This window comes from Vibrio albus (assembly GCF_003144035.1).
GTDB lineage: Bacteria > Pseudomonadota > Gammaproteobacteria > Enterobacterales > Vibrionaceae > Vibrio > Vibrio albus.
On record NZ_QFWT01000006.1, the window covers coordinates 240004 to 264078 of the forward strand.

Here is a 24075-nt window from a genome sequence, read left to right on the forward strand (position 1 = left end):
AGTCAGTTTGTTTATCATGCTCGCTTTTCCTGCGTATGCCAATACGCTGGAAAGCGTCCGTGTGTGGCCATCTCCGGATGATACTCGGGTGGTTATCGATCTCCACTCTGAGGCGACATTCAGTTACTTCACTCTATCCAGCCCTAACCGTCTGGTGGTTGATCTGAAGCAGACGGCATTAAAGACAAAGTTACCTATCAAGGTTTCAGACAGTAAGGTTCTGACCAAAATCCGTAAGAGCTCCCCTCCGGAAAAAGGCACTTACCGGCTGGTCTTTGAAATGAAGACCAAAGTTACCCCGAATATTTTTAAGTTAAAACCGACTCCGGGTGGACAGTACGGACATCGTCTGGTGGTTGATCTACCGCATAATCCGGTACCCGATTTGGTGTCCGAACCTGACAATACCCCGTCGGTTAGCCGGGATGCGTCTCAGTTGGCCGGAAATGCGGATATTGTTATCGCTATTGATGCCGGACATGGTGGGGAAGACCCTGGCTCAATTGGTCCCAAGCGTCATTATGAGAAGACGGTGACACTTGCCATTTCCCGTAAGATAGCCGCCCAGCTAAACCGGGTTCCTGGTGTTAAAGCGGTGATGACCCGAACCGGGGATTATTATGTCAATCTGAATAAACGTTCTTCAATAGCTCGTAAGAATAAGGCTCATATGCTGGTTTCTGTGCACGCTGATAGTTTCCGTTCTCCCGAACCTCGCGGAGGGTCTGTCTTCGTCCTGAATACCCGCCGGGCAAACTCAGAGATTGCCCGTTGGGTAGAAAAGCATGAAGAGCAGTCTGAGTTACTTGGCGGTGCCGGTGAGGTGCTGGCAAAAAATAACAATGACAAAAATATCAGCCAGACCTTACTCGACCTGCAATTCAGTCATTCACAGAAAGAAGGCTTTAAAGTGGCGCAAAATATTTTGCGTGAAATGGGCAAAGTGACCCGCCTGCATAAGGAAAAACCCGTACATGCCAGCCTTGCGGTGCTGAAGTCACCGGATATACCTTCTGTGCTGGTGGAAACCGGGTTTATTTCTAATCCGACGGAAGAACGCTTGCTTACCCAACGCTCACATCAGGATAAACTGGCCAGGGCGTTAGCAAAAGCCATCGTAACCTATTTTGAAGACAATGCGCCGGAAGGTACTCTCTTTGCACAGCGTAAAGCGGCGAGTAAGCATACGGTAGCCCGGGGTGAGTCACTGTCGATTATTGCTCAGAAATACGGGGTTAGTACGTCGGCTTTGACTAAAGCAAATAGTCTGAAAAGTACCAGTCTTGCGATTGGTCAGGTATTGATGATTCCGGGTGGAAAGCCTATTGTTCTTGCTAAGGTTAAAAACCCGGTGGAAACCGAAATAATTACCCACAAGGTTCAGCGCGGAGAGTATCTGGGGCAGATAGCAGGGAAATACAAAGTATCGGTTGCTAGTATCAGACAGCAGAATAGCCTGAAATCCGATACATTATGGGTCGGACAGAAACTCAGGATCACGGTAAAACTGAAGGATAGACCGATTCGTAAACACATTGTAAAACGGGGTGAATTTTTGACGAAGATTGCTCACCAGTATGGTGTTTCCGTTGATAGTATCCGTCAGGTCAATAAACTTCATTCTGATCAGCTAGCCATCGGTCAGTACCTAATTATCCCGAATAAATAATGACGATAAAAATCCTGCCAGCCCGGCTGGCAAACCAGATTGCTGCTGGTGAAGTGGTAGAAAGGCCCGCTTCGGTCGTAAAAGAGCTGGTTGAAAACAGCCTTGATTCCGGTGCTTCCCGTATCGATATTGATATAGAAAAAGGGGGAAGCAAGCTGATCCGTGTCCGGGATAACGGTAAAGGCATCGTCAAAGAAGAGCTGGAACTGGCCCTTAGCCGCCATGCGACATCAAAAATCCACTCGCTGGATGATCTGGAAGCGATTATGAGCTTAGGTTTCCGTGGGGAGGCTCTGGCCAGTATTAGCTCTGTTTCCAGACTGACGATGACGTCACGTCCTGCGGCTCAGGAACAGGCATGGTCTGCTTACAGTGAAGGCCGGGATATGGCGGTTCAGCTTCAGCCTGCAGCTCATCCGGTAGGGACATCGGTTGAAGTCGTGGATCTCTTCTTTAATACGCCGGCAAGGCGAAAGTTTCTTCGCACAGAAAAAACCGAGTTTACCCATATCGATGAGCTATTGAAGCGTATTGCCCTGAGCAGTTTTGATGTGACAATGAATCTGCGCCATAACGGCAAAATGGTGCGTCAGTACCGGGCTGCTAAAAACGAGACTCAGGCAGAAAAGAGACTGGTTTCGGTGTGTGGAGCGGCATTTGTCCGCCATATGCTGAAGATAGAGCTTGAGCACAATGACTTAAAACTGCACGGCTGGATTACAACTCCGGAAGGCGCTCGCCAGCAGAGTGATTTACAGTACTGCTACGTGAATGGCCGAATGATGCGGGATAAGCTGATCAACCACGCCATTCGGCAGAGTTATGAAACCAGCTTAAGGCCTGAGCAGTTTGCTGCGTATGTGCTTTTTATTGAGATCGATCCGCACCAAGTGGATGTGAATGTCCATCCGGCCAAACACGAAGTCCGTTTTCATCAGGCTCGTCTGGTGCATGATTTTATTTATCAGGCACTGGCTGGTGCTCTGGCACAGAGTGCTTATATTGATGTGCCGGAGACTGCTGAGTCGGCTTACCAGACTGAAGTGAAGCCGCAGGCCCCTGTTTCTTCTGAGACTGATATTCCAGAAACAGATGCCCTGGAAAAGTCGGCAATGACAAGAGAATCAAAACCTTATCCGGTCACCCGGTCTGTTCCGGAGCAGGTAATGGAAGCGGTCGCCCGGACACCGGACTACCCACGTAAAAGTGGTGGAGAATGGAGCCATTCTGATGGGCGTCAGCGTAGAGAGCAAAAGGCATCAGAGCAGAACGCCAGGACTTCAGCACCCTCTCAACGAGAGGTGAAAGCGTACCAGGAACTATTACGGACGGAAACTCCGGCCCCGCTTTCATCGAAGCCTGTTGCTTCAGCGGATGAGCCGTCTGCTACTTATCAGCCTATGTCGGCCGGTCAACCTGCGGATTCAGAGAAACTACCTGAGCAACTGGGCAAAGCCGTTGCCATTGTGGATGACTGTTATTTGCTTATATTATCCGATGCCGGACCGGTACTGCTCTCAATAGTCAGGGCTGAATGGTACCGCTTGGTTGGACAGATGATGACTGATCAGTCTGCTCTGGTACCACAGCCACTGCTGGTTCCATTATCCATGAAGCTGGACAGTCAGTTATTGGAAGCGATGCAAGTGAATGAGGCTCTGTTGAAACAGTTTGCTATTCACCTAAAGAGCAAAGGAAGTGACTCGTTGATGGTCATGGCGGTTCCTCAGCCACTCAGGCAACAAAATCTGCAACAATTAATTCCGGATCTGTTATCTTATCTCGCTTTTGATTCTGAGAATCGGCAGAAAACGGCCAGAGATGTGACTCAGTGGCTGGCTGGTGAGTTACTGAAGACAAAAAGCAGCTACACTTTATCGGAAGGTATTCAGATTGTTTCAGAACTGGAACAGCTCTGGCAGCAGCAACTGCCGCTTAACGACCGTCTTTTTGTCCGGACTGTAGACTTTTCTGCCACGATAGCGAAGTTGAACCATGAATAAACCATTACCGCTCGCCCTGTTTCTGATGGGGCCGACTGCATCGGGTAAAACGGACTTAGCCATCCGTCTCCGGAACAAGTATCCGGTGGAAATCATCAGCGTCGATTCTGCGCTGATTTACCGGGGAATGGATATCGGGACGGCTAAGCCGGACCAGGAGGAGCAGAAACAAGCCCCTCATCGGCTGATTGACATTCTGGACCCGAAAGAGGCCTATTCTGCCGCTGATTTCAGACGCGATGCCTTAAATGAAATGAACTCGATTGTTGCAGAAGGTAAAATTCCTCTGCTTGTCGGCGGAACTATGTTGTATTTCAAGGCTCTATTAGAAGGGTTATCGCCACTTCCTGCGGCAGATCCTGAGGTGCGCCGACAGATTGAAGAGGAAGCGAAAAGCTTAGGCTGGGCTCATTTGCATCAGCAGTTACGAGATCTCGATCCCGTCTCGGCTGAAAGAATACATCCAAATGACCCTCAAAGGTTATCCAGAGCATTGGAAGTTTACCGGATTTCAGGTAAAACGTTAACGGAACTGACCCAGAAGCGGGGAGAAACACTTCCGTTTCGGGTTCAGCAGTTCGCAATTGCTCCAAAGGATAGAGCAGAGCTTCACCGGAGAATTGAGCTCAGATTTGATAAAATGATTGAAGCCGGATTTGAAGATGAAGTGAAATCACTCTATGCTCGAAAGGATCTTCATCATGACTTACCCTCCATTCGTTGTGTGGGGTACCGGCAGATGTGGGACTATCTGGACGGGAACAGCACGCTGGATGAAGCGGTTTTCCGCGGTATCTGTGCCACCCGTCAATTGGCCAAGCGGCAGATTACCTGGTTACGCAGCTGGGATAATTTAACTTGGTTAGATAGCGAGAACATTGAACAGGCAGTCACAATAGTGTCTGAAGTGTTAGACTCAGAAGCAAAGAGTATGGCATCAGATTGATATTGCTGTGTATAATGTGATCGTTTTTGCGTGATGGTATCGAAAGTGATCTTCATTTGAGGAGTGGACGATACTTTTTGATTTATTTAGCTCTGATGCAAAAGCAGCAACTTACTTGCAGTGTACCAATAGCTAAATTACTACAACTACAAACTATTAAGGAAAATAAAAATGGCTAAGGGGCAATCTCTACAAGACCCGTTTCTAAACGCACTCCGTCGTGAGCGTATACCGGTATCCATCTACCTGGTCAATGGTATTAAGCTACAGGGACAGATTGAGTCTTTCGACCAGTTTGTGATCCTGCTGAAAAATACCGTTAACCAAATGGTATATAAGCACGCTATTTCAACTGTGGTTCCGGCTCGTGCTGTATCGCACCACAGCAATAATGATCGCGCTCCGCAAGAGCGTTCACACGAGAAATCTGAAGATCAACAGTAAAATTATTCAAATGATAAGGAGCTGATTGCTTGTTTGACCGTTATGAAGCCGGTGAGCAGGCTATTCTTGTTCATATCAACTTTACGCAAGAGGGTGAGTGGGAGGATCTCAGCGAATTCGAAATGCTGGTTTCTTCCGCCGGAGTCAATACGCTGCAGGTAATCACCGGCAGCCGACAGGCTCCGCACCCCAAATACTATGTCGGAGAGGGTAAGGCCGAAGAAATTGCGCAGGCTGTTCAGTCCGCGGATGCCGAAATTGTGATCTTTAATCACGCCCTCTCTCCCGCCCAGGAAAGAAACCTCGAGAAGCTTTGTGAGTGCCGAGTGTTGGACCGTACCGGTCTGATACTGGATATTTTTGCCCAGCGCGCTCGTACCCACGAAGGTAAATTACAGGTTGAGCTGGCACAGCTTCGCCACCTTTCCACTCGTTTGATCCGGGGCTGGACTCACCTTGAGAGACAGAAAGGGGGGATTGGTCTGCGTGGCCCGGGTGAAACCCAGCTGGAGACCGACCGCCGTCTTTTGCGTGACAGGATAAAGGCGATTTTACGCCGCCTGGATAAAGTTGCAAAACAACGTGAACAGGGTAGACGGGCGAGAAACCGGGCGGAAATACCGACTATTTCCCTGGTCGGATATACCAACGCCGGTAAGTCCACACTGTTTAACCGCATTACCGAAGCTGGCGTATACGCCGCTGATCAACTGTTTGCCACCCTGGATCCGACTCTGCGTAAACTTGAGCTGGACGATGTTGGCCCAACGATTCTGGCTGATACCGTAGGTTTTATTCGTCACCTGCCGCATGATCTGGTCGCGGCATTTAAAGCGACATTGCAAGAAACTCAGGAAGCTGACATTTTGTTACATGTTGTGGATGCCAGTGATGACCGTTTTCGTGAGAATATCGAAGCCGTCAATATTGTTCTGGAAGAGATTGAAGCCGATGAGGTGCCTTCTCTGCTGGTCATGAATAAGATTGACAATCTTGATGGGCAACAGCCGCGTATTGAGCGGGATGATGAAGGGATACCAAGAACTGTCTGGGTATCTGCAATGGAAGGCCGAGGTATGGATCTTCTGTTTCAGGCTCTGACCGAGCGTTTAGCCAGCCAGATGGTGCAGTATCGTTTGCGAATTCCTCCTCAGTATCAGGGGCGACTACGCAGTTTATTCTTTGAAATGAGGTGTATTCAGTTTGAAGAATATGAACAAGATGGTAACTTATTGATCGATATTCGAATGCAACAAGTAGATTGGTCTAGACTTGTGAAAAGAGAAGAGGCAGTTCTGAGTGACTTTATCGTTCACTAAAGGACTGCTACAGTATAACGTCATATCTAATGATGGAGCTTTCTAATGGCGTGGAATGAGCCTGGTAATAATAACAACGGCAATAATGGTCGCGATAATGACCCTTGGGGGAATAACAATAATCGCGGTGGCCGAGATCAAGGTCCGCCAGACTTAGACGAAGTGTTCAGCAAGCTGAGTCAAAAGCTGGGTGGAAGATTTGGTAAAAAAGGTGGGGTACCTTCATTTGGCGGTGGTGGCAGCGCAATTGGCCTTGGGCTGATTGTGGTTGTACTGGCTGTCGTCTGGGTTTTCTCCGGTTTCTATACCATTGGAGAAGCGGAAAGAGGGGTCGTCCTTCGTTTGGGTAAATATCATCATACCGTGGAACCAGGTCTGAACTGGCGTCCTCGGTTTATCGACGAAGTCACACCGGTTAACGTTCAGCGAATCCAACAGCTGCAGGCCAGTGGCCTGATGCTGACCAAAGATGAAAACGTCGTTAATGTTGAGATGGTGGTGCAGTACCGCGTATCGGATCCTTATAAGTATCTGTTCCGTGTGACTAACGCTGACGATAGTTTACGTCAGGCAACGGATTCAGCATTGCGTGCCGTGATCGGTGACTCTTTGATGGACAGCACACTGACCAGCGGTCGTCAGGTGATCCGTCAGAGCACACAGGTTGAGCTGAATAATATTATCGATAATTACGATATGGGCCTGACTGTTGTTGATGTGACTTTCCAGGATGCCCGTCCACCAGAGCAGGTAAAAGACGCATTTGATGATGCGATTGCTGCCCGAGAGGATGAAGAGCGTTATATTCGTGAATCGGAAGCGTACAAGAACGAAATTCTGCCGAAAGCGACAGGTCGTGCTGAGCGTCTGAAAAAAGAAGCTCAGGGTTACAGTGAGCGTACGATTAATGAAGCTCATGGTCAGGTGGCTCAGTTTGAAAAACTGCTGCCGGAATACCATGCTGCACCTGAAGTAACACGTGATCGTTTGTATCTTGATACGATGGAAGAAGTGTATTCCCGCTCTTCTAAGGTTCTGATTGATTCTAAATCCAGCGGTAATCTGCTGTATCTGCCAATCGATAAGCTGGCGGAACAATCTGCCGGTGCGACTCAAACCAAACGTCAGGCTAAATCTGGTGCAGGGTATGATCAAATCGAACTGGACTCTCAGCGCACGAATACACAAGATAGCTCTTCAACTCGTTCAACCAGCACTCGTCAAGGGAGATATTAATAATGCGTAAGTTACTGATCCCTGTTGTTGTCGTCGCATTAATCGTCGTTCTAATGTCGGTGTTTGTGATCCCTGAAGGCGAGCGTGGTTTTGTCATCCGTTTTGCGCGGGTACTGAAAGACGATAGCGGTATGTCTAAAGTCTATGAACCGGGACTGCATTTCAAGCTTCCGCTGTTTGATACGGTGAAAGCATTGGATGCCCGAATTCAGACGATGGACGGACGAGCTGACCGTTTCGTAACCGCAGAGAAAAAAGACGTTATCATCGATTCCTACGTAAAATGGCGTATTAAGGATTTCGGTAAATATTATGTAGCCACTGGTGGTGGTGATACCGGCAGAGCACAGCTGCTGCTGGAACGTAAGGTTACTGATGTCTTGCGTTCAGAAATCGGTTCGCGTGAGATTAAACAGATTGTTTCTGGTCCGCGTGAAGATATCGTTACCTCTGATACGGATAGTATCGTTGAGACTGCTGCTGTTAAGCAGGCTCTGGAAGTCGACGGTGAGCGCGATAAGATCATGGAAAATGTACTGGTCACAACCCGTATCAGTGCAATGGAAGACCTTGGTGTGTATGTGGTTGATTTCCGAATGAAGAAAATCAACCTGCCGGATGAAATCAGTGAGTCTATCTATAAGCGTATGCGGGCAGAACGTGAAACCGTTGCTCGTCGTCACCGTTCTCAGGGTCAGGAGCAGGCGGAAATTATCCGTGCTCAGGCCGAACTGGAAGTGGCGACCATTCTTGCAGAAGCAGACAGAACGGCTCGTGTGACACGAGGTGAAGCGGATGCACAAGCGGCAGCGATTTATTCTGATGCGTACAATCAGGATCCTGAGTTCTTCAGCTTTCTGCGTTCTCTGAAAGCGTATGAAAAATCATTCAGCAGTAAGGGTGATATTCTGGTGCTGGATCCGAACAGTGATTTCTTTAGATATATGAAAGATGCCAAAGGCCGGTTAGATAAGTAATTGTATCGGTTAGTCAGCAGATATTGAGGCTCCCTTCGGGGAGCCTTTTCTTTATCTGGTCATGCTCAGAAAACGGCGAAGCTCAAAGCACCATATAAGTGATGACAGCACCCGCCACAACCAGACAACCACCTATCCGCCTTAAGTCATTATCTGGCTGGCGGCTTAGCTGTTCGACCATTTTCCTCCATCCGCCAGGAGCAATAAGCGGCCCGATACCTTCCGCAATTAAGACCAGCCCCAGAGCCAGCCAAATCGAATGTGTCATATGAGTTCCTTTGGATAAGAAGTTGTGGATATTCTCCGATTATTTATGGGGTTAAGCAAATATGACATTTTTATGCTTAAAAAATGACTGCAAGACGTCTCTTAAGGTGCTAGAATCCATTTTTAACTAGCAATCAGACTTGGAAAGATGGGAAATAACGTAGTCGTTCTAGGCACCCAGTGGGGTGACGAAGGTAAAGGGAAAATTGTTGACCTTTTAACGGAAGATGCAAAATATGTGGTTCGCTATCAGGGCGGTCATAATGCAGGTCATACTTTAGTCATTGACGGTGAAAAAACCGTTCTTCACTTGATTCCATCCGGTATTCTTCGCGATAACGTCAAATGTGTTATCGGTAATGGTGTTGTTCTTTCACCGGATGCTCTAATTAATGAAATGAAGCCTCTGGAAGAGCGCGGTATTCCGGTCCGTGAGCGTCTTTTCATTTCTGAGGCTTGTCCACTGATTCTTCCTTATCACATCGCAATGGATCAGGCGCGTGAAGCGGCTCGTGGTAAAAAAGCGATTGGTACGACTGGTCGTGGTATCGGTCCAGCGTATGAAGATAAAGTCGCTCGTCGTGGTCTTCGTGTTGGTGACTTGTTTGATAAAGAAACGTTCGCAGAAAAGCTGAAAGAAGTGATGGATTATCACAACTTCCAACTGCAGCATTTCTATAAAGCAGAGCCAGTGAGCTACGAAGACGTTCTGGAGCAGGCTATGGGTTACGCTGACCTGCTGACTTCAATGGTTATCGATGTTACAGATGAACTTGACGCGGCACGCAAGCGTGGCGACAAGATCATGTTCGAAGGTGCTCAGGGCACTCTTCTGGACATCGACCACGGTACTTACCCATACGTGACCTCTTCTAACACTACCGCTGGTGGTGTAGCGGCAGGTTCTGGCTTTGGTCCTCGCTACCTTGGCTATATTCTGGGTATTGCGAAAGCGTACTGTACCCGTGTTGGTGCCGGTCCTTTCCCTACTGAGCTTGATGACGAAATTGGTAACCACCTTGGCGTTAAAGGTCAGGAATTTGGTGCCACTACCGGACGTAAGCGTCGTTGTGGCTGGTTTGATGCTGTTGCGATGCGTCGTGCTATTCAAATCAACTCAGTAACAGGTTTCTGTCTGACTAAGCTGGACGTACTGGACGGATTGGAAGAGCTGAAAATCTGTACTGGCTATAAAATGGAAGATGGCAGCGTGCTGGAAGTGTCTCCAATGGCTTCTGATGCCTACGAAGGTGTGACACCGGTTTATGAAACCATGCCTGGCTGGTCTGAAAATACGTTCGGTGTAAAATCACTGGATGATCTGCCACAAGCGGCACTGGATTACATTAAACGTATCGAAGAGCTGACTGGTGTTCCGATTGATATTATTTCAACCGGCCCTGACCGCAACGAAACTATTATTAAGGTACATCCGTTTAACAAAGCGTAATGCCTTTAACTCAATAGAATCTAAGAAAAACCGGCTTTGATGCCGGTTTTTTTGTATCCGTCACAAAGGATCCCATAGGATCTTTTGGGACCGGTGTGGCAAAATATTGCCTCATGCTGATTATTTTTTGTCTAAAGTAGAGACAATAGTTGCCGATAACCAAAGCACGGTATGAAAAAAGAGAGCGGGTATGAAGCTGAAAGCTGTAGCCGCTTCGATGGCATTGTTACTGGGTTCGTCTTTCGCTCGTGCTGAGTTGCCCGATGTGGGTGAGCCTGTACCAATATACACCGAAGCTGAGCTGATAAATCTGATCGATCAAAATAAACATCTGGAAAGAGTGAAGGCTGATAAGTGTCAATTGGTGGAAGATATCGTTGCCCGGGCAACGCGTATTAACTTGCCTGCTTATGAGTTTTTATACGGTGACATGCTTGCGTGGGGCGTATGCGTGGACCAGGATGTCGAACTTGGCCTCTACTATATGGAAAATGCGGCTCATCAGGGGCTGGCATCGGCGCTGGAGCAACTGGGGCGTTACTATTCCCGGGGGACATTGGTGCAACAGGATAAAGAGCGTGCGATCCCCTATCTTCGTGAGGCGGCTTCCATGGGGAACCTGAATGCTCGTATCCATTTAGCTGAACTCTTGCTGCGTGATTACGGTAGCCCGCTGGATTATGAAGATGCTTACCGCTGGCTGTATAACTCAGTCACGGCAGATCAACGTACGCATAAACGCATCACCATATTACGTTCCGGGCTGGAACAGAGAATGCCGCAGAATATTATTGCCAGAGCCAAACGGAGAGATGTGTTCTGGTAATCCAGTAAGCCGTATCCGTTTTATACCTGTACGCCTCGCTAATGCGGGGCGTTTATATTTTTAGTTTTCGTTATTTATTTTCGATGCAGTTCTATATACTTACAGTATCACCCCTTCTTTAAGCAGGTTTATCTATGTCTGAACAGACGAATCAAGACCCCTTTGCCAAGCGAGAATCCGAAAAATACGAGAACCCGGTACCCAGCAGGGAGTTTATTCTCGAGTTTCTGACCAAAGCGAATGTGCCAATGAACCGTAATGACCTGTTCGAGGCTCTGGAATTATCCGGGGAAGAGCAGTATGAAGGGTTACGTCGCCGTCTCCGGGCAATGGAGAGAGATGGTCAGCTGGTCTTTACCCGACGCCAGTGCTATGCGTTGCCGGACAAGCTGGAGATGGTCAAAGGATACGTAATAGGCCATAAAGACGGGCATGGCTGGGTAAGGCCAGACGGTAGCGTGAACAAAGACAATGATCTTCTGCTTCCTCATCATCAGATGCGTACCATTATTCATGGTGATTACGTTCTGGTTCAGCCTTTTGGAGAGGATAAACGCGGACGTAAGGAAGGGCGTCTGGTCCGGGTTCTGGAAGAACGGAAGTCACAGATCGTGGGTCGCCTGTTTCTGGAATATGGCTATGCCTATGTGGTGGCTGATGATTCCCGTATCACTCACGATATTCTGATCCCGAACGACGAACGTATGGGAGCCCGCATGGGGAATGTAGTCGTTGCCGAGATAACGGATCGAGCTACCCGTTCCCGGGGTATGGCCGGTAAAGTCGTTGAAGTGTTAGGGGAAAATCTGGCTCCGGGAATGGAAACGCAGATCGCTATCCGTACCCATGATATTCCGCATGAATGGCCTGAAGCGGTAGAACAACAAATCTCCGGGCTGGGAGAAGAAGTGCCGGAAGAGGCTAAGGCAGGACGGGTCGATCTGCGTGAGTTGCCGCTGGTGACCATTGACGGTGAAGATGCCCGTGACTTCGATGATGCCGTCTATTGTGAAGCCAAGCCAAGCGGCGGCTGGCGTCTGTGGGTCGCAATTGCGGATGTCAGTTATTATGTCCGACCAGATTCGGCGCTGGATAAGGAAGCGATAAACCGGGGGAACTCTGTGTACTTCCCTTCGCAGGTTGTCCCTATGTTGCCCGAAGTGCTGTCCAATGGGCTCTGTTCTCTGAATCCTCAGGTCGACAGGTTGTGCATGGTATGCGAAATGACCGTCTCTGCGACAGGTAAACTCTCCGGCTACAAACATTATGAAGCGGTGATGAACTCGCACGCCCGTCTGACGTATACCAAGGTAAACAGCATTCTTGAAGGGGATAGCGAACTCAGGGAACGATATGACTCTCTGGTTCCGCATCTGGAAGAGCTGCACCAGATGTATAAGGTGCTCAAGCGGGCCCGTGATAATCGTGGGGCTATTGAATTCGAAACGGTAGAGACCAAATTTATCTTTAACGCGGAGCGTAAGATTGATCGAATTGAGCCGGTGATTCGCAATGACGCCCATAAAATCATCGAAGAGTGTATGATTCTGGCCAATATTGCCTCTGCCTCTCTGGTGGAAAAACTGAAAGAGCCGGCCTTGTTCCGAATCCATGAAACTCCGGGAGAGGAGCGCCTGACCGGATTCCGCGACTTTCTGGGAGAGCTGGGGCTGGAGCTGTCTGGAGGTCTGGAGCCGTCGCCGCTCGATTACGCTAAATTAATGCATGCGATAGGGGAAAGGCCGGATAAAGAGCTGATTCAGACCATGCTGCTTCGCTCCATGAAGCAGGCGGTGTATAACGCTGATAATGCCGGGCACTTTGGTCTGGCTCTGAAGCGTTATGCTCACTTTACATCGCCTATCCGCCGTTATCCGGACTTATTGCTGCATCGGGCGCTTAAATACCTGATCGCCAAACATGAAGGCAAAAACCGGGATCGCTGGACGCCAACAGGGGGCTACCATTATTCCTTCGATGATATGGACTTCTACGGTGAGCAGTGTTCAATGACGGAACGCCGGGCTGATGATGCGACACGTGAAGTCGCGGACTGGCTGAAATGCGAATATATGCAGGATCATGTGGGTGAAGAGATGGAAGGCGTGATTGCGAATGTCACCGGCTTTGGCTTCTTTGTCCGCCTGTCTGAGCTGCACATTGACGGCCTCGTCCACATTTCTACGCTGGCGAATGATTATTATCATTTTGACCCGGCCGGTGCCCGGTTGCTTGGTGAAAGTTCCGGTCAGATTTACCGCCTTGGCGATGTCGTAAAAGTCAAAGTGTTGTCAGTGAATCTGGATGACCGGCAAATTGACTTTGAATTAGTGGAAACAAGTCGTAAGCTACGCGGCAAAGGAAAAACAGCGAAAAAGCGGGCTGCTCAGGCAGAGAAAAAAGCTGTGTCTCAAAAGAAAGCGGCGGTAAAAGCGAAAAGGGCAGGTGGAAAAGCTAAGCCGATGTTCGAGCCGACAAAGCGTCCGGATGGTTCTAAGGATAATTCAGATAAAAAGAACCCGGCCCACACGAAAAGCAAAGCAGAGAAAGCGCGGAAGAAAAAGTCTAGAACGAAGGCGAACAAAGCGCGTGGTAAGAGTAAAAACAAATAGTTTCAGAGTGAATCATGAGTAACGAATTTATCTACGGTATACATGCCGTGAAAGCGGTGCTGGAAAAAGATCCGGCACGATTTATTGAAGCCTTTGTACTGAAGGGGCGTCAGGATGATCGTCTGATGCCGGTACTGAATCAATTGCAGCAGTTTGGTATTTCTATCCAGCAAATGGGCCGAAAGGCTCTGGATGACAAAGCCAAAGGTGCCAACCACCAGGGGATTATTGCCCGGGTAAAACCGGCTAAGGCCCTGAATGAGAACGATCTGGACCAGATACTGGCTCAGCATGAACAGCCTTTGCTGCTGGTTCTGGATGGCGTGACGGATCCGCACAATTTAGGAGCCTGCCTGCGGAATGCCGATGCGGCTGGTGTAGCGGCGGTAATTGTACCGAAAGATAAGTCAGCCCCGATGACCGCGACAGTGAGCAAAGTGGCTTGTGGCGCGGCTGAAACAGTTCCTCTGGTTAGGGTGACGAATCTTGCGCGTACCATGCGGGCATTGCAGGAGCAGGGCATCTGGTTTGTCGGTACGGCAGGTGAAGCTACTCATGATATTTATCAGAGCAAGCTGAACGGTCCGCTGGCGATTGTGATGGGGGCTGAAGGTGATGGTATGCGCCGTCTGACCCGTGAAACCTGCGATGATCTGATTAAAATCCCGATGGCGGGCAGTGTATCAAGCCTGAACGTGTCGGTTGCAACCGGCATTTGCCTGTTTGAAGCGGTAAGGCAGCGAAGCCTTTAAATAGAAACTATACCGCTGCGCGGCTAGAAACGAGAAACTATACAGGATAGATTACAGAGCGGTCGCAGGCTCCCTGACAGAATACAGAGATGGAAATTTTTTCCCTCTGTATTCTCAAGCGAAGCGCTCTGTAATCTTTCTAGTCTCTTTAAAATACCCCTTGCCCTTACCGCTCTCTTTCTATACAATTCCCCGTCCTTAATTCTCGGTCACTTTTTATTAGTTCCTTGCTTCCTCTGGATGACCGGGCCAATTGTGGAAGCTGAATAATCCGTAAGGAGCAACCAAATGCGTCATTATGAAATCGTATTCATGGTGCACCCTGATCAAAGCGAGCAAGTTGCTGGCATGATCGAGCGTTACACTGGTTCTATCACTGAAGCTGGCGGTACTGTACACCGTCTGGAAGACTGGGGTCGTCGTCAACTGGCTTACCCAATCAACAAGCTTCACAAAGCTCACTACGTTCTGATGAACGTGGAAGCTGACCAAGCTGTAGTTGATGAACTAGAAACTGCTTTCCGTTTCAACGATGCAGTTCTGCGTAACATGGTTATGCGTACTAAAGCAGCTGTAACTGAGCCTTCTATCATGCTTAAGCAGAAAGAAGAGCGTAACGAGCGTGCAGCTAAACGTGAAGAAGCTAAACCAGCTTCTGCTGAGTAATTGATTGTATGACCAATCGGATGGAGTTAAGCGGCTCTGTTGCTAAACCTCCTATTCGAAGTAAAAGCCCTGTGGGGATAGAGCATTGCCGGTTCTGGCTGGAACACCGCTCTACCATCATTGAAGCTGATTTACCCAGACAAGTTTATTGTCGTATGCCGGTAGTCGTCAGCGGGCAAAGGTCACAAACATTAACTCAAGATTTAGTACAAGGCAGCAACATTAAAGTAAGCGGTTTTGTCGCTTATCAGACCGGCCGGAATGGCGTAGGTAAATTAGTGTTACATGCCGACAACATTACTCAAATTTAAGATCAGGAGATAGCCCATGGCTCGTTTCTTCCGTCGTCGTAAATTCTGCCGTTTCACTGCAGAAGGCGTACAAGAGATTGACTACAAAGACGTAGCAACTCTGAAAAACTACATCACTGAAGCTGGTAAAATCGTACCTAGCCGTATCACTGGTACAAGCGCTAAGTATCAGCGTCAGCTAGCTCGCGCTATCAAGCGTGCTCGCTACCTAGCCCTACTGCCGTACACTGATAAGCATCAGTAATCGGTTCTTTTTATTAAGAAAGAGGATTAAACAATGCAAGTTATTCTACTTGATAAAATCGGTAACCTAGGTGGTCTTGGCGATACAGCTAACGTTAAATCAGGTTACGCTCGTAACTTCCTTATCCCTCAGGGTAAAGCGGTTATGGCTACTAAAGCTAACCTTGAAATGTTCGAAGCTCGTCGTGCTGAACTAGAAGCAAAAGTTGCTGAGCAACTGACTGCTGCTGAAGCTCGCGCTGAGAAAGTTAACGCACTTGAAGCAGTTGTTATTGCTTCTAAAGCTGGTGATGAAGGCAAACTGTTCGGCTCTATCGGTACTCGCGATATCGCTGATGCTATCACTGCTGCTGGTGTTGAAGTTGCTAAAAGCGAAGTTCGTCTTCCAGAAGGTGCTCTACGTACTACTGGTGAGTTCGAAATCAACGTTCAACTTCACTCTGAAGTATTTGCAACAGTTAACCTACAGGTTGTTGCTGCTGAGTAATCTCAGTATTAAAATGATTAAAAACACCGGCCTTGTGTCGGTGTTTTTTTATGCAAGAAAATCGACATCTATCCGAAAGGATACTTTTGTACATTACAATGCAGTGATAGCCGTTATAATAGACCGTCACAAATAGAGGTTGAGTGTTACCATGGCTGATTTCCGAAACAAAAAACCGAACGATTCTCAGGTTGACGCAATAAAAGTTCCCCCGCATTCCTTAGAAGCAGAGCAGTCTGTTCTGGGGGGATTACTGCTGGACAATGAACGCTGGGATACGGTTGCGGAAAGAGTGGTTACAAAAGATTTTTATAGTCGTCCACACCGTTTTATCTTTGATGGCATCAAAAGTATTCTGGAAGAGAGCAAACCGCTCGACCTGATTACTATATCAGAATACCTTGAACAGCGAGAGCAACTGGAAGACGTTGGTGGGTTTGCCTACCTGGCCGATTTAGCGAAGAACACACCAAGTGCCGCCAACATCAATGCCTATGCGGATATCGTTGCAGAGCGTGCTCTGGTGCGTAACCTGATTGGTGTCGCCAATGAAATCGCCGATGCGGGATATGATCCTCAGGGGCGCAGCTCTGAAGACCTGCTCGATCTGGCTGAGAGTAAAGTTTTCGCTATTGCAGAAGAGCGCACCAGTGAGAATGAAGGTCCTCAGCATGTCGATAATATTCTGGAAAGAACCCTTGAGCGTATCGAGCTGTTGTACAAAACGCCTCAGGATGGTGTGACTGGAGTGGATACCGGATTTACTGATCTGAACAAGAAAACCGCCGGTCTGCAGGGCTCGGATCTGGTCATTGTGGCGGCTCGTCCTTCTATGGGTAAGACCACATTTGCCATGAACCTGTGCGAAAACGCAGCCATGCAACAGGACAAACCGGTACTGATTTTCTCTCTGGAGATGCCCGCCGAACAGCTGATGATGCGTATGCTGGCATCGTTGTCTCGCGTGGATCAGACCAAGATCCGTACCGGGCAGCTGGATGATGAGGACTGGGCACGTATTTCTTCTACCATGGGGATCCTGATGGAGAAGAAAAACATGTTTATTGACGACAGTTCCGGTCTGACGCCGACAGAGGTCCGCTCCCGTGCCCGCCGTGTGGCCCGCGAGTATGGTGGCCTCAGTATGATCATGGTCGACTACCTTCAGTTGATGCGTGTACCGTCTCTGACCGACAATCGTACACTGGAAATTGCAGAGATTTCCCGCTCGCTTAAAGCACTGGCAAAAGAGCTTAATGTGCCGGTGGTGGCGCTGTCGCAGCTCAACCGTTCCCTTGAACAACGTGCCGACAAGCGCCCGGTAAACTCGGATTTGCGTGAATCCGGCTCCATTGAGCAGGATGCCGACCTGATTATGTTTATTTATCGTGATGAGGTGTACAACCCTGACAGCAGCTACAAGGGGATTGCTGAGATTATTATCGGTAAACAGCGTAATGGCCCGATCGGTTCCGTTCGTCTGACCTTCCAGGGGCATTTTTCCCGTTTCGATAACTACGCCGGCCCGGCGTTTGATGACGAATAAGTACTTGCCTGAGGCCTGAGTAACTGAACGACTCAGGCCTTTATTTTATCTGATTTTACTCACCGTTTACTGTCGCGATAATTCGCCTTGAGCCGCCGTGGTTGCGGTGCTCACCCAAATAGATCCCCTGCCAGGTGCCGAGAGCCAGTCTGCCATTGCTGATCGGGATGGAAACGGAAGCACTGAGTATGGAAGATTTGATATGTGCAGGCATGTCATCATCACCTTCATAGGTATGACGGTAATAACGGGCCCGTTCAGGGACAAACTGGTTGAAATGGCTTTCCATATCGGTTCTGACTGTGGGATCGGCATTTTCATTCAGTGTCAGACTTGCAGAAGTATGCTGAATAAACAGATGCACAATGCCGACAGAAAGTGAATGAATTTCACTGAGTTGTTGTTCAATTTCATCAGTGATCAGATGGAATCCCCTTCGTTTAGGGGCAAGATGCAGCGTCTTTTGGGTCCACATAGAGAAAAATTCCGGATAAACTTGGCATAACGGTATTTTACTATTAAGGTTTTTCAACGATAGCCTAAGATCGGGGGTTACGTGACCTATCTCAAGAATAGCAGATATAAGTTGCGCCATAATCTCACGCTGAAAATTAATAACAACTTTACGGCTTTTCGGCTTTAGTCGGGAGGCCGAAAATGATACAACTTTCTTTTTGCTAAACGGGGATTCAGCATCACGGGAATGTCCCTGTGGATGACTGAATAAAACCTACTGTAACATCGGGATATACACCATGTTGAAAAATATCAATCCAACGCAAACACAAGCTTGGAAAGCACTGACTGCTCATTTTGAAACAGCTAAAGATATGGATCTGAAAACGCTTTTTGCCCAGGATGCAGAACGTTTTGAACATTTCTCAGCAAAGTTCGGGTCAGACATTCTGGTTGACTACTCTAAGAACCTGGTCAACCAGGAAACAATGGAAAAACTGTTCGCTCTGGCAGAAGAGACTGAACTGAAAGCGGCGATTGATGCCATGTTCTCTGGCGAAAAAATCAACCAGACAGAAGGCCGTGCCGTTCTACATACCGCTCTGCGTAACCGCAGTAACAAGCCGGTAATGGTTGATGGCGAAGACGTAATGCCTGCCGTTAATGCGGTTCTGGAAAAAATTAAGGCATTTACTGAACGTGTTATTTCTGGTGACTGGAAAGGTTACACAGGTAAAGCAATTACGGATGTTGTGAACATCGGTATCGGCGGTTCAGATCTGGGGCCTTATATGGCGACAGAAGCTCTGGCTCCGTATAAAAATCACCTGAGCCTGCACTTCGTGTCTAACGTTGATGGTACGCACATCGCTGAAACACTGAAAAAAGTCGATCCGGAAACGACTCTGTTCCTGGTGGCTTCAAAAACCTTCACGACTCAGGAAACCATGACCAACGCGCACACAGCCCGAGACTGGTTCCTGGCGTCTGCCAGTGATGAAGCGCATGTAGCAAAACACTTTGCTGCGCTGTCGACTAACGGTAAAGCGGTATCTGAGTTCGGTATCGACACTGAGAACATGTTCGAATTCTGGGACTGGGTCGGTGGCCGTTACTCTCTGTGGTCTGCTATCGGTATGTCTATTGCTCTGGGTGTGGGCTTCGACAACTACGTTGAGCTGCTGACCGGTGCTCATGAAATGGATAACCACTTTGCTGACACTCCATTTGAACAGAACCTGCCGGTAATCCTGGCTATGATCGGTATCTGGTACAACAACTTCCACGGTGCAGAATCAGAAACTATCCTGCCATACGATCAATACATGCATCGTTTTGCTGCGTACTTCCAGCAAGGCAACATGGAATCTAACGGTAAGTTTGTTGACCGTAACGGTAACCCTGTTGATTATCAGACTGGTCCAATTATCTGGGGTGAACCAGGTACTAACGGTCAGCACGCGTTCTATCAGTTGATCCACCAGGGAACGAAACTGATCCCTTGTGACTTTATTGCTCCGGCAGTCAGCCACAACCCAACAGGTGATCACCACCAGAAACTGATGTCTAACTTCTTTGCTCAGACAGAAGCGCTGGCATTTGGTAAGACAAAAGAACAAGTTGAAGCTGAATTCGCTGCTGCGGGTAAATCTGCTGAAGAAGTGAAAGATCTGGTTCCTTTCAAAGTATTCGAAGGTAACCGTCCAACGAACTCAATTCTTGTTAAGCAAATTACCCCACGTTCTCTGGGTAACCTGATTGCGATGTACGAGCACAAGATCTTCGTTCAGGGCGTGATTTGGAACATCTTCACATTTGACCAGTGGGGTGTAGAGCTGGGTAAACAGCTTGCAAATCAGATCCTGCCAGAGCTTGCTGACGAATCACCAGTTGATTCTCACGACAGTTCAACCAATGGTCTGATCAACGCGTTTAAATCACTTCGCGCTTAATCGTCTTATTCTGATTAAGAGTTAATATAAAAAGCTGGCACGTAGAGTGTCAGCTTTTTTTAGGCCTACTGGTACAAAAAAGCCGATAAATCGTATCGGCTTCTTATCTTTCAGTGATATTCAGGTTTTTCTTATTCGAAACAGATTTCGATAAAAGCGTTACCCCATTCGGATGTGAAAGGCATAATAATAATCGCACCTTCACATTTATGGCGGATAGTGTGCCCCTTACCTGATACCACGACTGGCGTCGCCATATCGAATTCAAAGCCACTGTCGGACAGAATACGCTTCGCACCGCCGGTTACCATATTAGTGATTTCACCCACCATATCTGTGACTTCTTCATTCAGTCCGTTAGGCCTTTCACCCAGCATATTCTGCATGATCTCCAAAGCCAGAGATTCATCAAAAGTGATCGACATTGACCCTCTGGTTTTGGGGCCAACCATACCTATCAGACCTGAGACATCACCCCTGGCGATTTCATCTTTCTTTACCCGGGGTTTCTGAGGCTTCAACTCAAGGGAAGCCATAGTTTTTAGCACATTCATTAGTGAGGCTAAAAACGGATTTACAAATTCAGCGCGCATAACACTCTATCTATCTTGTACTTTCATATCACCAAGGCATTTATGGCACGTGCCATGAGTCTCGATAACATGATTCGTTATTCGAAAACCGTGTTTTTCAGCATTATTTTCTAACAAGGCTATCAGACTATCATCTTGGAGTTCTGTTACGTTACCACACTGGTCACAAATAAGCAGGTGAGAGTAGTGTTTGTTAACGCTACATGAGCAACATGATATGAAGCTGTTTTCAGATTCAACCCTGTGAATTAATCCTTGCTCTAAGAGAAAGTCCAAAGCACGGTAAATGGTAGGAGGCTTGGCTTGTGGTTCACTCTGTTTCAGTTTTTCTAAAAGGTCATAAGCGCTAGAAGCACCTTCGTTTGCACATATCAACTCGTAGACCCGTTTTCTTTGCGGAGTAAATCTGACACCACGAGATTTGCAAATGACTTCAGCCTGTTCTAGCAATGATTGGTCCAAATTAGCCACCCTTATATAACTGGACTTGCCTTAATAATACACTACATCTCTACATTAAGTCGATTAGAGAGCCGGCTTCTACAGTACGGCAAAACTGAGTATGTGATCAAGAGATTAGAGGATTTATTCACTGTTTCGTTATTACGAGGGAATTTCAGGGAAATACAGGTATAAAACTATCATTTTGGGAAGCGTGAAGATTACGTTAGAATCTGCTCCCCTGTTATTGAGAACCTAATCAAGGCCAGTCTATGACGCTATCTGATAAATACCACGCTAGCCGCTTTTCCATTGCACCCATGCTCGATTGGACGGATAGACATTGTCGTTATTTCCACCGTCTGATAACACAGGAAACCTTGCTATATACAGAGATGATAACGACGGGTGCGATAATTCATGGTAAAGGGGATTTTCTGGCGTATAGCGAAGAAGAACACCCGCTCTCCTTGCAATTGGGTGGCTCAAACCCAGAGGAGCTTGCGCGTTGCGCTAAAGAAGCTGCGGTTCGGGGTTATGATGAAGTCAACCTGAACGTGGGCTGTCCGTCAGACAGAGTGCAGAATGGTCGGTTTGGAGCGTGCCTGATGGCTGAGGCTGATCTGGTTGCCGATTGTGTGAAAGCAATGAAAGATGTGGTTGATATCCCTGTTACCGTTAAAACCCGTATTGGTATCGACAAACAGGACTCCTATGAGTTTCTTACTGATTTTATCCGTACTGTTGCGGAAAGAGGTGGATGTCAGGATTTTACTATTCATGCCAGAAAAGCTTGGTTGAGTGGATTAAGTCCAAAAGAAAACCGGGAAATACCACCGTTGGACTATTCTCGAGCTTACCAGATAAAAAAAGACTTCCCTGAGTTCAACATCTCAGTGAATGGCGGTATTAAGACTCTGGAGGAAGCGAAAGTGCATCTTCAGCATCTCGATGGGGTGATGGTCGGTAGAGAGGCATATCAGAATCCTTATCTTCTGGCAGAGGTCGATCAGCAAATCTTTGGGGTAGATAAACCCGTGAAGAAACGTAGCCAGATAGTCGAAGAGATGTATCCGTATATAGAGAAAGAGCTATCTGAAGGTGCTTATCTCGGACATATTACGAGACATATGCTTGGGCTGTTCCAGAACATGCCTGGTGCTCGTCAGTGGCGTCGCTATATCAGTGAAAATGCTCATAAAAAAGGCGCAGGGCTAGAGGTGGTAGAAGCTGCCTTGGCTAAAATACCTAAAGAGCTGGGGGTGTGAAAATAACCAATAGTATGGTGATATTTACTACATAATTCAGAAGAAGGCACTGCGATTGAGTAGTGCCTTTTTTTATCTGTTTGAAAATTAAGGGTAAGTTATTTCATCAAGTTGGTCTGAATCCTGCTCTTCTTACTATAAAGAGAGGAGACTAACTATGTTTGAATTTATATTCCTGCTGGTTTTTTTAGGGATGCTTCTGTTTACTGGTGTAACCGTCATAACGGTGTTTCTTGCTGTCGGAGCTGCATTTCTAGTGATGTTTTTATTCGGGATGCTGGGGTTCGCCCTGAAGCTGTTACCTTGGTTGGTGGTAATAGGACTTGCTGTCTGGTTCTTTAAGAACCACGTCTATTGTTCTCGTTAAGAGAGTACCACAACAACTATTCATGAAGCGCCACTATATAAAGTGGTGCTTTTATATTCGATAGGAATAAACAGATTATTCACCTAGCAAACCATCAGTTATGGACCATGCTTAAATAGCGGGAGCCTTTTTAATAGAGGAATGAAGGAGCGGGTGTTATGACACTGACAGAACTACGCACGTTATACAGGAACCACCAACTGGTGGAAGCTGTTGTCGAACCTTCTATTCAGGAAGGGGGATGGGTTGTCGAATTTCGCCATGTGCGTGGCGGCTTTGTCATTTTAACTGATTCTGACGGCGAAGAGTGTCAGTACTATGATATCGATTTGGCATCCGAGTCGGCGATGGAGGTTGGGTTTCGTCAGGTAAGGATTGAGGATAAGTAATCACTAAGGGGCACAATAGAGTAGTTGAAGCTGGTTGTTTTATAAACGGTCCGGAATGTTTTTGTGGATAAACTGTGAATCTAGCTTTAATAAAAGTGTACAAATACCCACTGGAGAGCGTTTTTTATGCAGATCTCTTTTTTTATAGAAAACTCAAAAAAAAGGGTTGCCAATACAGTTTCGATCTCTATAATGCCCCCTCGCTGACACGGTAAGGCTCGCAAGGGTTAAGCAGTGTTCAGTAGGCTAAAATACCTTAGTAAGATGGTTGTTTTATTTGTTTGTTTTTTAAATGAATAAAATATGAAAAAAGTGTTTGACACTGAAATCTATCTCGCTAAAATGGCCGTCCGCTTTGAGGAAAGCTTCAAAGCAACGCTCTTTAACAATTTAAACCTATCAATCTGTGTGGGCACTCGTTGATGATAATCAAAAAGATTTATCAATGAACTGAGTGACCAATTCAAGTTGGGAAGCAGTCTTAAGCTGTTTTGTTTTACTCCTTTCTTTAAGTAGAGAGGAAAAGTGAAAACCAATAAGAGCACAGTCAATTCACAGTCACTATTCGTAAGAATAGGGAATGTAATCAGTATTCATTGAGCCGTTCTTCGGAACACAAAAACTTAAATTGAAGAGTTTGATCATGGCTCAGATTGAACGCTGGCGGCAGGCCTAACACATGCAAGTCGGGCGGAAACGACATCAACAATCCTTCGGGTGCGTTTATGGGCGTCGAGCGGCGGACGGGTGAGTAATGCTTAGGAAGTTGCCCTAATGAGGGGGATAACCATTGGAAACGATGGCTAATACCGCATAATACCTTTGGGTCAAAGCAGGGGATCTTCGGACCTTGCG

Annotated in this window: 24 protein-coding genes and 1 rRNA gene; 21 read left to right on the forward strand and 4 right to left on the reverse strand. The window is 47.4% G+C overall.

What is annotated here, in order from left to right:
• The first annotated feature begins 16 nt into the window (after window positions 1-16).
• The 7 genes from DI392_RS12690 to hflC all read left to right on the forward strand — a co-directional run bounded on the left by DI392_RS12690 (window position 17) and on the right by hflC (window position 8594).
• On the forward strand, window positions 17-1669 hold the full coding sequence (locus DI392_RS12690; RefSeq protein WP_109320303.1) for an N-acetylmuramoyl-L-alanine amidase: 1653 nt from the start codon (window positions 17-19) through the stop codon (window positions 1667-1669).
• A complete protein-coding gene (mutL, locus tag DI392_RS12695; RefSeq protein ID WP_109320259.1) occupies window positions 1669-3672 on the forward strand; it encodes a DNA mismatch repair endonuclease MutL in 2004 nt (667 codons plus the stop codon). The genes DI392_RS12690 and mutL overlap by 1 nt, the downstream gene beginning before the upstream one ends.
• Window positions 3665-4618, forward strand: a complete 954-nt coding sequence (miaA, locus tag DI392_RS12700; RefSeq protein WP_109320260.1) for a tRNA (adenosine(37)-N6)-dimethylallyltransferase MiaA — start codon at window positions 3665-3667, stop codon at window positions 4616-4618. Before mutL ends, miaA begins: the two co-directional genes overlap by 8 nt.
• A gap of 171 nt (window positions 4619-4789) precedes the next feature.
• Complete coding sequence (gene hfq, locus DI392_RS12705) at window positions 4790-5062, forward strand: RNA chaperone Hfq (RefSeq protein WP_109320261.1); 273 nt, start codon at window positions 4790-4792, stop codon at window positions 5060-5062.
• Window positions 5063-5091: 29 nt separating this feature from the next.
• Window positions 5092-6381: a ribosome rescue GTPase HflX gene (gene hflX, locus DI392_RS12710; protein ID WP_109320262.1), complete on the forward strand. Its 1290-nt coding sequence runs from the start codon at window positions 5092-5094 to the stop codon at window positions 6379-6381.
• Between the two features lie 45 nt (window positions 6382-6426).
• The gene (hflK, locus tag DI392_RS12715; protein ID WP_109320263.1) at window positions 6427-7617 is read left to right on the forward strand and encodes an FtsH protease activity modulator HflK; all 1191 of its coding nucleotides are present in this window, start codon (window positions 6427-6429) and stop codon (window positions 7615-7617) included.
• Window positions 7618-7619: 2 nt separating this feature from the next.
• Window positions 7620-8594 (forward strand): protease modulator HflC, encoded by a 975-nt coding sequence (gene hflC / locus DI392_RS12720; RefSeq protein WP_109320264.1) that lies wholly within the window; start codon window positions 7620-7622, stop codon window positions 8592-8594.
• A gap of 82 nt (window positions 8595-8676) precedes the next feature.
• Here hflC and DI392_RS12725 read toward each other — a convergent pair whose 3' ends face one another.
• Window positions 8677-8862: a DUF2065 domain-containing protein gene (locus DI392_RS12725; protein WP_109320265.1), complete on the reverse strand. Its 186-nt coding sequence runs from the start codon at window positions 8860-8862 to the stop codon at window positions 8677-8679.
• A 147-nt stretch (window positions 8863-9009) separates the two neighbouring features.
• On the opposite strand from DI392_RS12725, the gene DI392_RS12730 reads away from it, so the two are divergent.
• From DI392_RS12730 to DI392_RS12770, 9 genes are all read left to right on the forward strand, one after another.
• Window positions 9010-10311 carry an adenylosuccinate synthase gene (locus tag DI392_RS12730; RefSeq protein WP_109320266.1) on the forward strand — a complete coding sequence of 434 codons (1302 nt, stop codon included), beginning with the start codon at window positions 9010-9012 and terminating at the stop codon, window positions 10309-10311.
• 190 nt (window positions 10312-10501) lie between these two features.
• Window positions 10502-11137, forward strand: coding sequence for a flagellar protein MotX (gene motX / locus DI392_RS12735; protein ID WP_109320267.1), 636 nt, complete (start codon window positions 10502-10504; stop codon window positions 11135-11137).
• Window positions 11138-11271: 134 nt separating this feature from the next.
• Entirely contained in the window at window positions 11272-13749 is a 2478-nt protein-coding gene (gene rnr, locus DI392_RS12740; protein ID WP_109320268.1) for a ribonuclease R, read from the forward strand.
• Window positions 13750-13763: 14 nt separating this feature from the next.
• The gene (rlmB, locus tag DI392_RS12745; protein WP_109320269.1) at window positions 13764-14501 is read left to right on the forward strand and encodes a 23S rRNA (guanosine(2251)-2'-O)-methyltransferase RlmB; all 738 of its coding nucleotides are present in this window, start codon (window positions 13764-13766) and stop codon (window positions 14499-14501) included.
• Between the two features lie 288 nt (window positions 14502-14789).
• Window positions 14790-15167: a 30S ribosomal protein S6 gene (gene rpsF, locus DI392_RS12750; RefSeq protein ID WP_109320270.1), complete on the forward strand. Its 378-nt coding sequence runs from the start codon at window positions 14790-14792 to the stop codon at window positions 15165-15167.
• Between the two features lie 8 nt (window positions 15168-15175).
• On the forward strand, window positions 15176-15478 hold the full coding sequence (gene priB / locus DI392_RS12755; RefSeq protein WP_109320271.1) for a primosomal replication protein N: 303 nt from the start codon (window positions 15176-15178) through the stop codon (window positions 15476-15478).
• A gap of 16 nt (window positions 15479-15494) precedes the next feature.
• Window positions 15495-15722, forward strand: coding sequence for a 30S ribosomal protein S18 (rpsR, locus tag DI392_RS12760; RefSeq protein ID WP_000090471.1), 228 nt, complete (start codon window positions 15495-15497; stop codon window positions 15720-15722).
• A 33-nt stretch (window positions 15723-15755) separates the two neighbouring features.
• Window positions 15756-16208, forward strand: coding sequence for a 50S ribosomal protein L9 (gene rplI / locus DI392_RS12765; protein ID WP_109320272.1), 453 nt, complete (start codon window positions 15756-15758; stop codon window positions 16206-16208).
• Window positions 16209-16359: 151 nt separating this feature from the next.
• Complete coding sequence (locus tag DI392_RS12770; RefSeq protein WP_109320273.1) at window positions 16360-17754, forward strand: replicative DNA helicase; 1395 nt, start codon at window positions 16360-16362, stop codon at window positions 17752-17754.
• Between the two features lie 55 nt (window positions 17755-17809).
• On the opposite strand, the gene DI392_RS12775 is transcribed toward DI392_RS12770, so the two are convergent.
• A complete protein-coding gene (locus DI392_RS12775) occupies window positions 17810-18229 on the reverse strand; it encodes a secondary thiamine-phosphate synthase enzyme YjbQ (RefSeq protein ID WP_109320304.1) in 420 nt (139 codons plus the stop codon).
• A gap of 280 nt (window positions 18230-18509) precedes the next feature.
• On the opposite strand from DI392_RS12775, the gene pgi reads away from it, so the two are divergent.
• A complete protein-coding gene (pgi, locus tag DI392_RS12780) occupies window positions 18510-20162 on the forward strand; it encodes a glucose-6-phosphate isomerase (RefSeq protein ID WP_109320274.1) in 1653 nt (550 codons plus the stop codon).
• 131 nt (window positions 20163-20293) lie between these two features.
• On the opposite strand, the gene DI392_RS12785 is transcribed toward pgi, so the two are convergent.
• On the reverse strand, window positions 20294-20755 hold the full coding sequence (locus tag DI392_RS12785) for a chemotaxis protein CheX (protein WP_109320275.1): 462 nt from the start codon (window positions 20753-20755) through the stop codon (window positions 20294-20296).
• Window positions 20756-20761: 6 nt separating this feature from the next.
• Entirely contained in the window at window positions 20762-21226 is a 465-nt protein-coding gene (zur, locus tag DI392_RS12790) for a zinc uptake transcriptional repressor Zur (protein ID WP_109320276.1), read from the reverse strand.
• A gap of 242 nt (window positions 21227-21468) precedes the next feature.
• Between zur and dusA the strand changes: the two genes are divergently transcribed.
• From dusA to DI392_RS12815, 4 genes are all read left to right on the forward strand, one after another.
• Window positions 21469-22464: a tRNA dihydrouridine(20/20a) synthase DusA gene (gene dusA, locus DI392_RS12795; RefSeq protein ID WP_109320277.1), complete on the forward strand. Its 996-nt coding sequence runs from the start codon at window positions 21469-21471 to the stop codon at window positions 22462-22464.
• Window positions 22465-22621: 157 nt separating this feature from the next.
• The gene (gene pspG / locus DI392_RS12800; protein WP_109320278.1) at window positions 22622-22831 is read left to right on the forward strand and encodes an envelope stress response protein PspG; all 210 of its coding nucleotides are present in this window, start codon (window positions 22622-22624) and stop codon (window positions 22829-22831) included.
• 158 nt (window positions 22832-22989) lie between these two features.
• Window positions 22990-23220 carry a hypothetical protein gene (locus DI392_RS12805; RefSeq protein WP_109320279.1) on the forward strand — a complete coding sequence of 77 codons (231 nt, stop codon included), beginning with the start codon at window positions 22990-22992 and terminating at the stop codon, window positions 23218-23220.
• A gap of 625 nt (window positions 23221-23845) precedes the next feature.
• A 16S ribosomal RNA gene (locus DI392_RS12815) occupies window positions 23846-24075 on the forward strand; the annotation flags it as partial.

Excerpts from the sequence above, each read along its gene's own strand:
- pgi (WP_109320274.1), top strand. The coding sequence starts at position 18,510 with ATGTTGAAAAATATCAATCCAACGCAAACACAAGCTTGGAAAGCACTG.
- rnr (WP_109320268.1), top strand. The coding sequence starts at position 11,272 with ATGTCTGAACAGACGAATCAAGACCCCTTTGCCAAGCGAGAATCCGAA.
- hflC (WP_109320264.1), top strand. The coding sequence starts at position 7,620 with ATGCGTAAGTTACTGATCCCTGTTGTTGTCGTCGCATTAATCGTCGTT.
- DI392_RS12730 (WP_109320266.1), top strand. The coding sequence starts at position 9,010 with ATGGGAAATAACGTAGTCGTTCTAGGCACCCAGTGGGGTGACGAAGGT.
- rlmB (WP_109320269.1), top strand. The coding sequence starts at position 13,764 with ATGAGTAACGAATTTATCTACGGTATACATGCCGTGAAAGCGGTGCTG.
- miaA (WP_109320260.1), top strand. The coding sequence starts at position 3,665 with ATGAATAAACCATTACCGCTCGCCCTGTTTCTGATGGGGCCGACTGCA.
- mutL (WP_109320259.1), top strand. The coding sequence starts at position 1,669 with ATGACGATAAAAATCCTGCCAGCCCGGCTGGCAAACCAGATTGCTGCT.
- DI392_RS12785 (WP_109320275.1), bottom strand. The coding sequence starts at position 20,755 with ATGCGCGCTGAATTTGTAAATCCGTTTTTAGCCTCACTAATGAATGTG.
- DI392_RS12690 (WP_109320303.1), top strand. The coding sequence starts at position 17 with ATGCTCGCTTTTCCTGCGTATGCCAATACGCTGGAAAGCGTCCGTGTG.
- rpsR (WP_000090471.1), top strand. The coding sequence starts at position 15,495 with ATGGCTCGTTTCTTCCGTCGTCGTAAATTCTGCCGTTTCACTGCAGAA.
- rplI (WP_109320272.1), top strand. The coding sequence starts at position 15,756 with ATGCAAGTTATTCTACTTGATAAAATCGGTAACCTAGGTGGTCTTGGC.
- DI392_RS12775 (WP_109320304.1), bottom strand. The coding sequence starts at position 18,229 with ATGTGGACCCAAAAGACGCTGCATCTTGCCCCTAAACGAAGGGGATTC.
- hflK (WP_109320263.1), top strand. The coding sequence starts at position 6,427 with ATGGCGTGGAATGAGCCTGGTAATAATAACAACGGCAATAATGGTCGC.
- hfq (WP_109320261.1), top strand. The coding sequence starts at position 4,790 with ATGGCTAAGGGGCAATCTCTACAAGACCCGTTTCTAAACGCACTCCGT.
- rpsF (WP_109320270.1), top strand. The coding sequence starts at position 14,790 with ATGCGTCATTATGAAATCGTATTCATGGTGCACCCTGATCAAAGCGAG.
- priB (WP_109320271.1), top strand. The coding sequence starts at position 15,176 with ATGACCAATCGGATGGAGTTAAGCGGCTCTGTTGCTAAACCTCCTATT.
- DI392_RS12805 (WP_109320279.1), top strand. The coding sequence starts at position 22,990 with ATGACACTGACAGAACTACGCACGTTATACAGGAACCACCAACTGGTG.
- motX (WP_109320267.1), top strand. The coding sequence starts at position 10,502 with ATGAAGCTGAAAGCTGTAGCCGCTTCGATGGCATTGTTACTGGGTTCG.
- pspG (WP_109320278.1), top strand. The coding sequence starts at position 22,622 with ATGTTTGAATTTATATTCCTGCTGGTTTTTTTAGGGATGCTTCTGTTT.
- dusA (WP_109320277.1), top strand. The coding sequence starts at position 21,469 with ATGACGCTATCTGATAAATACCACGCTAGCCGCTTTTCCATTGCACCC.
- DI392_RS12725 (WP_109320265.1), bottom strand. The coding sequence starts at position 8,862 with ATGACACATTCGATTTGGCTGGCTCTGGGGCTGGTCTTAATTGCGGAA.
- DI392_RS12770 (WP_109320273.1), top strand. The coding sequence starts at position 16,360 with ATGGCTGATTTCCGAAACAAAAAACCGAACGATTCTCAGGTTGACGCA.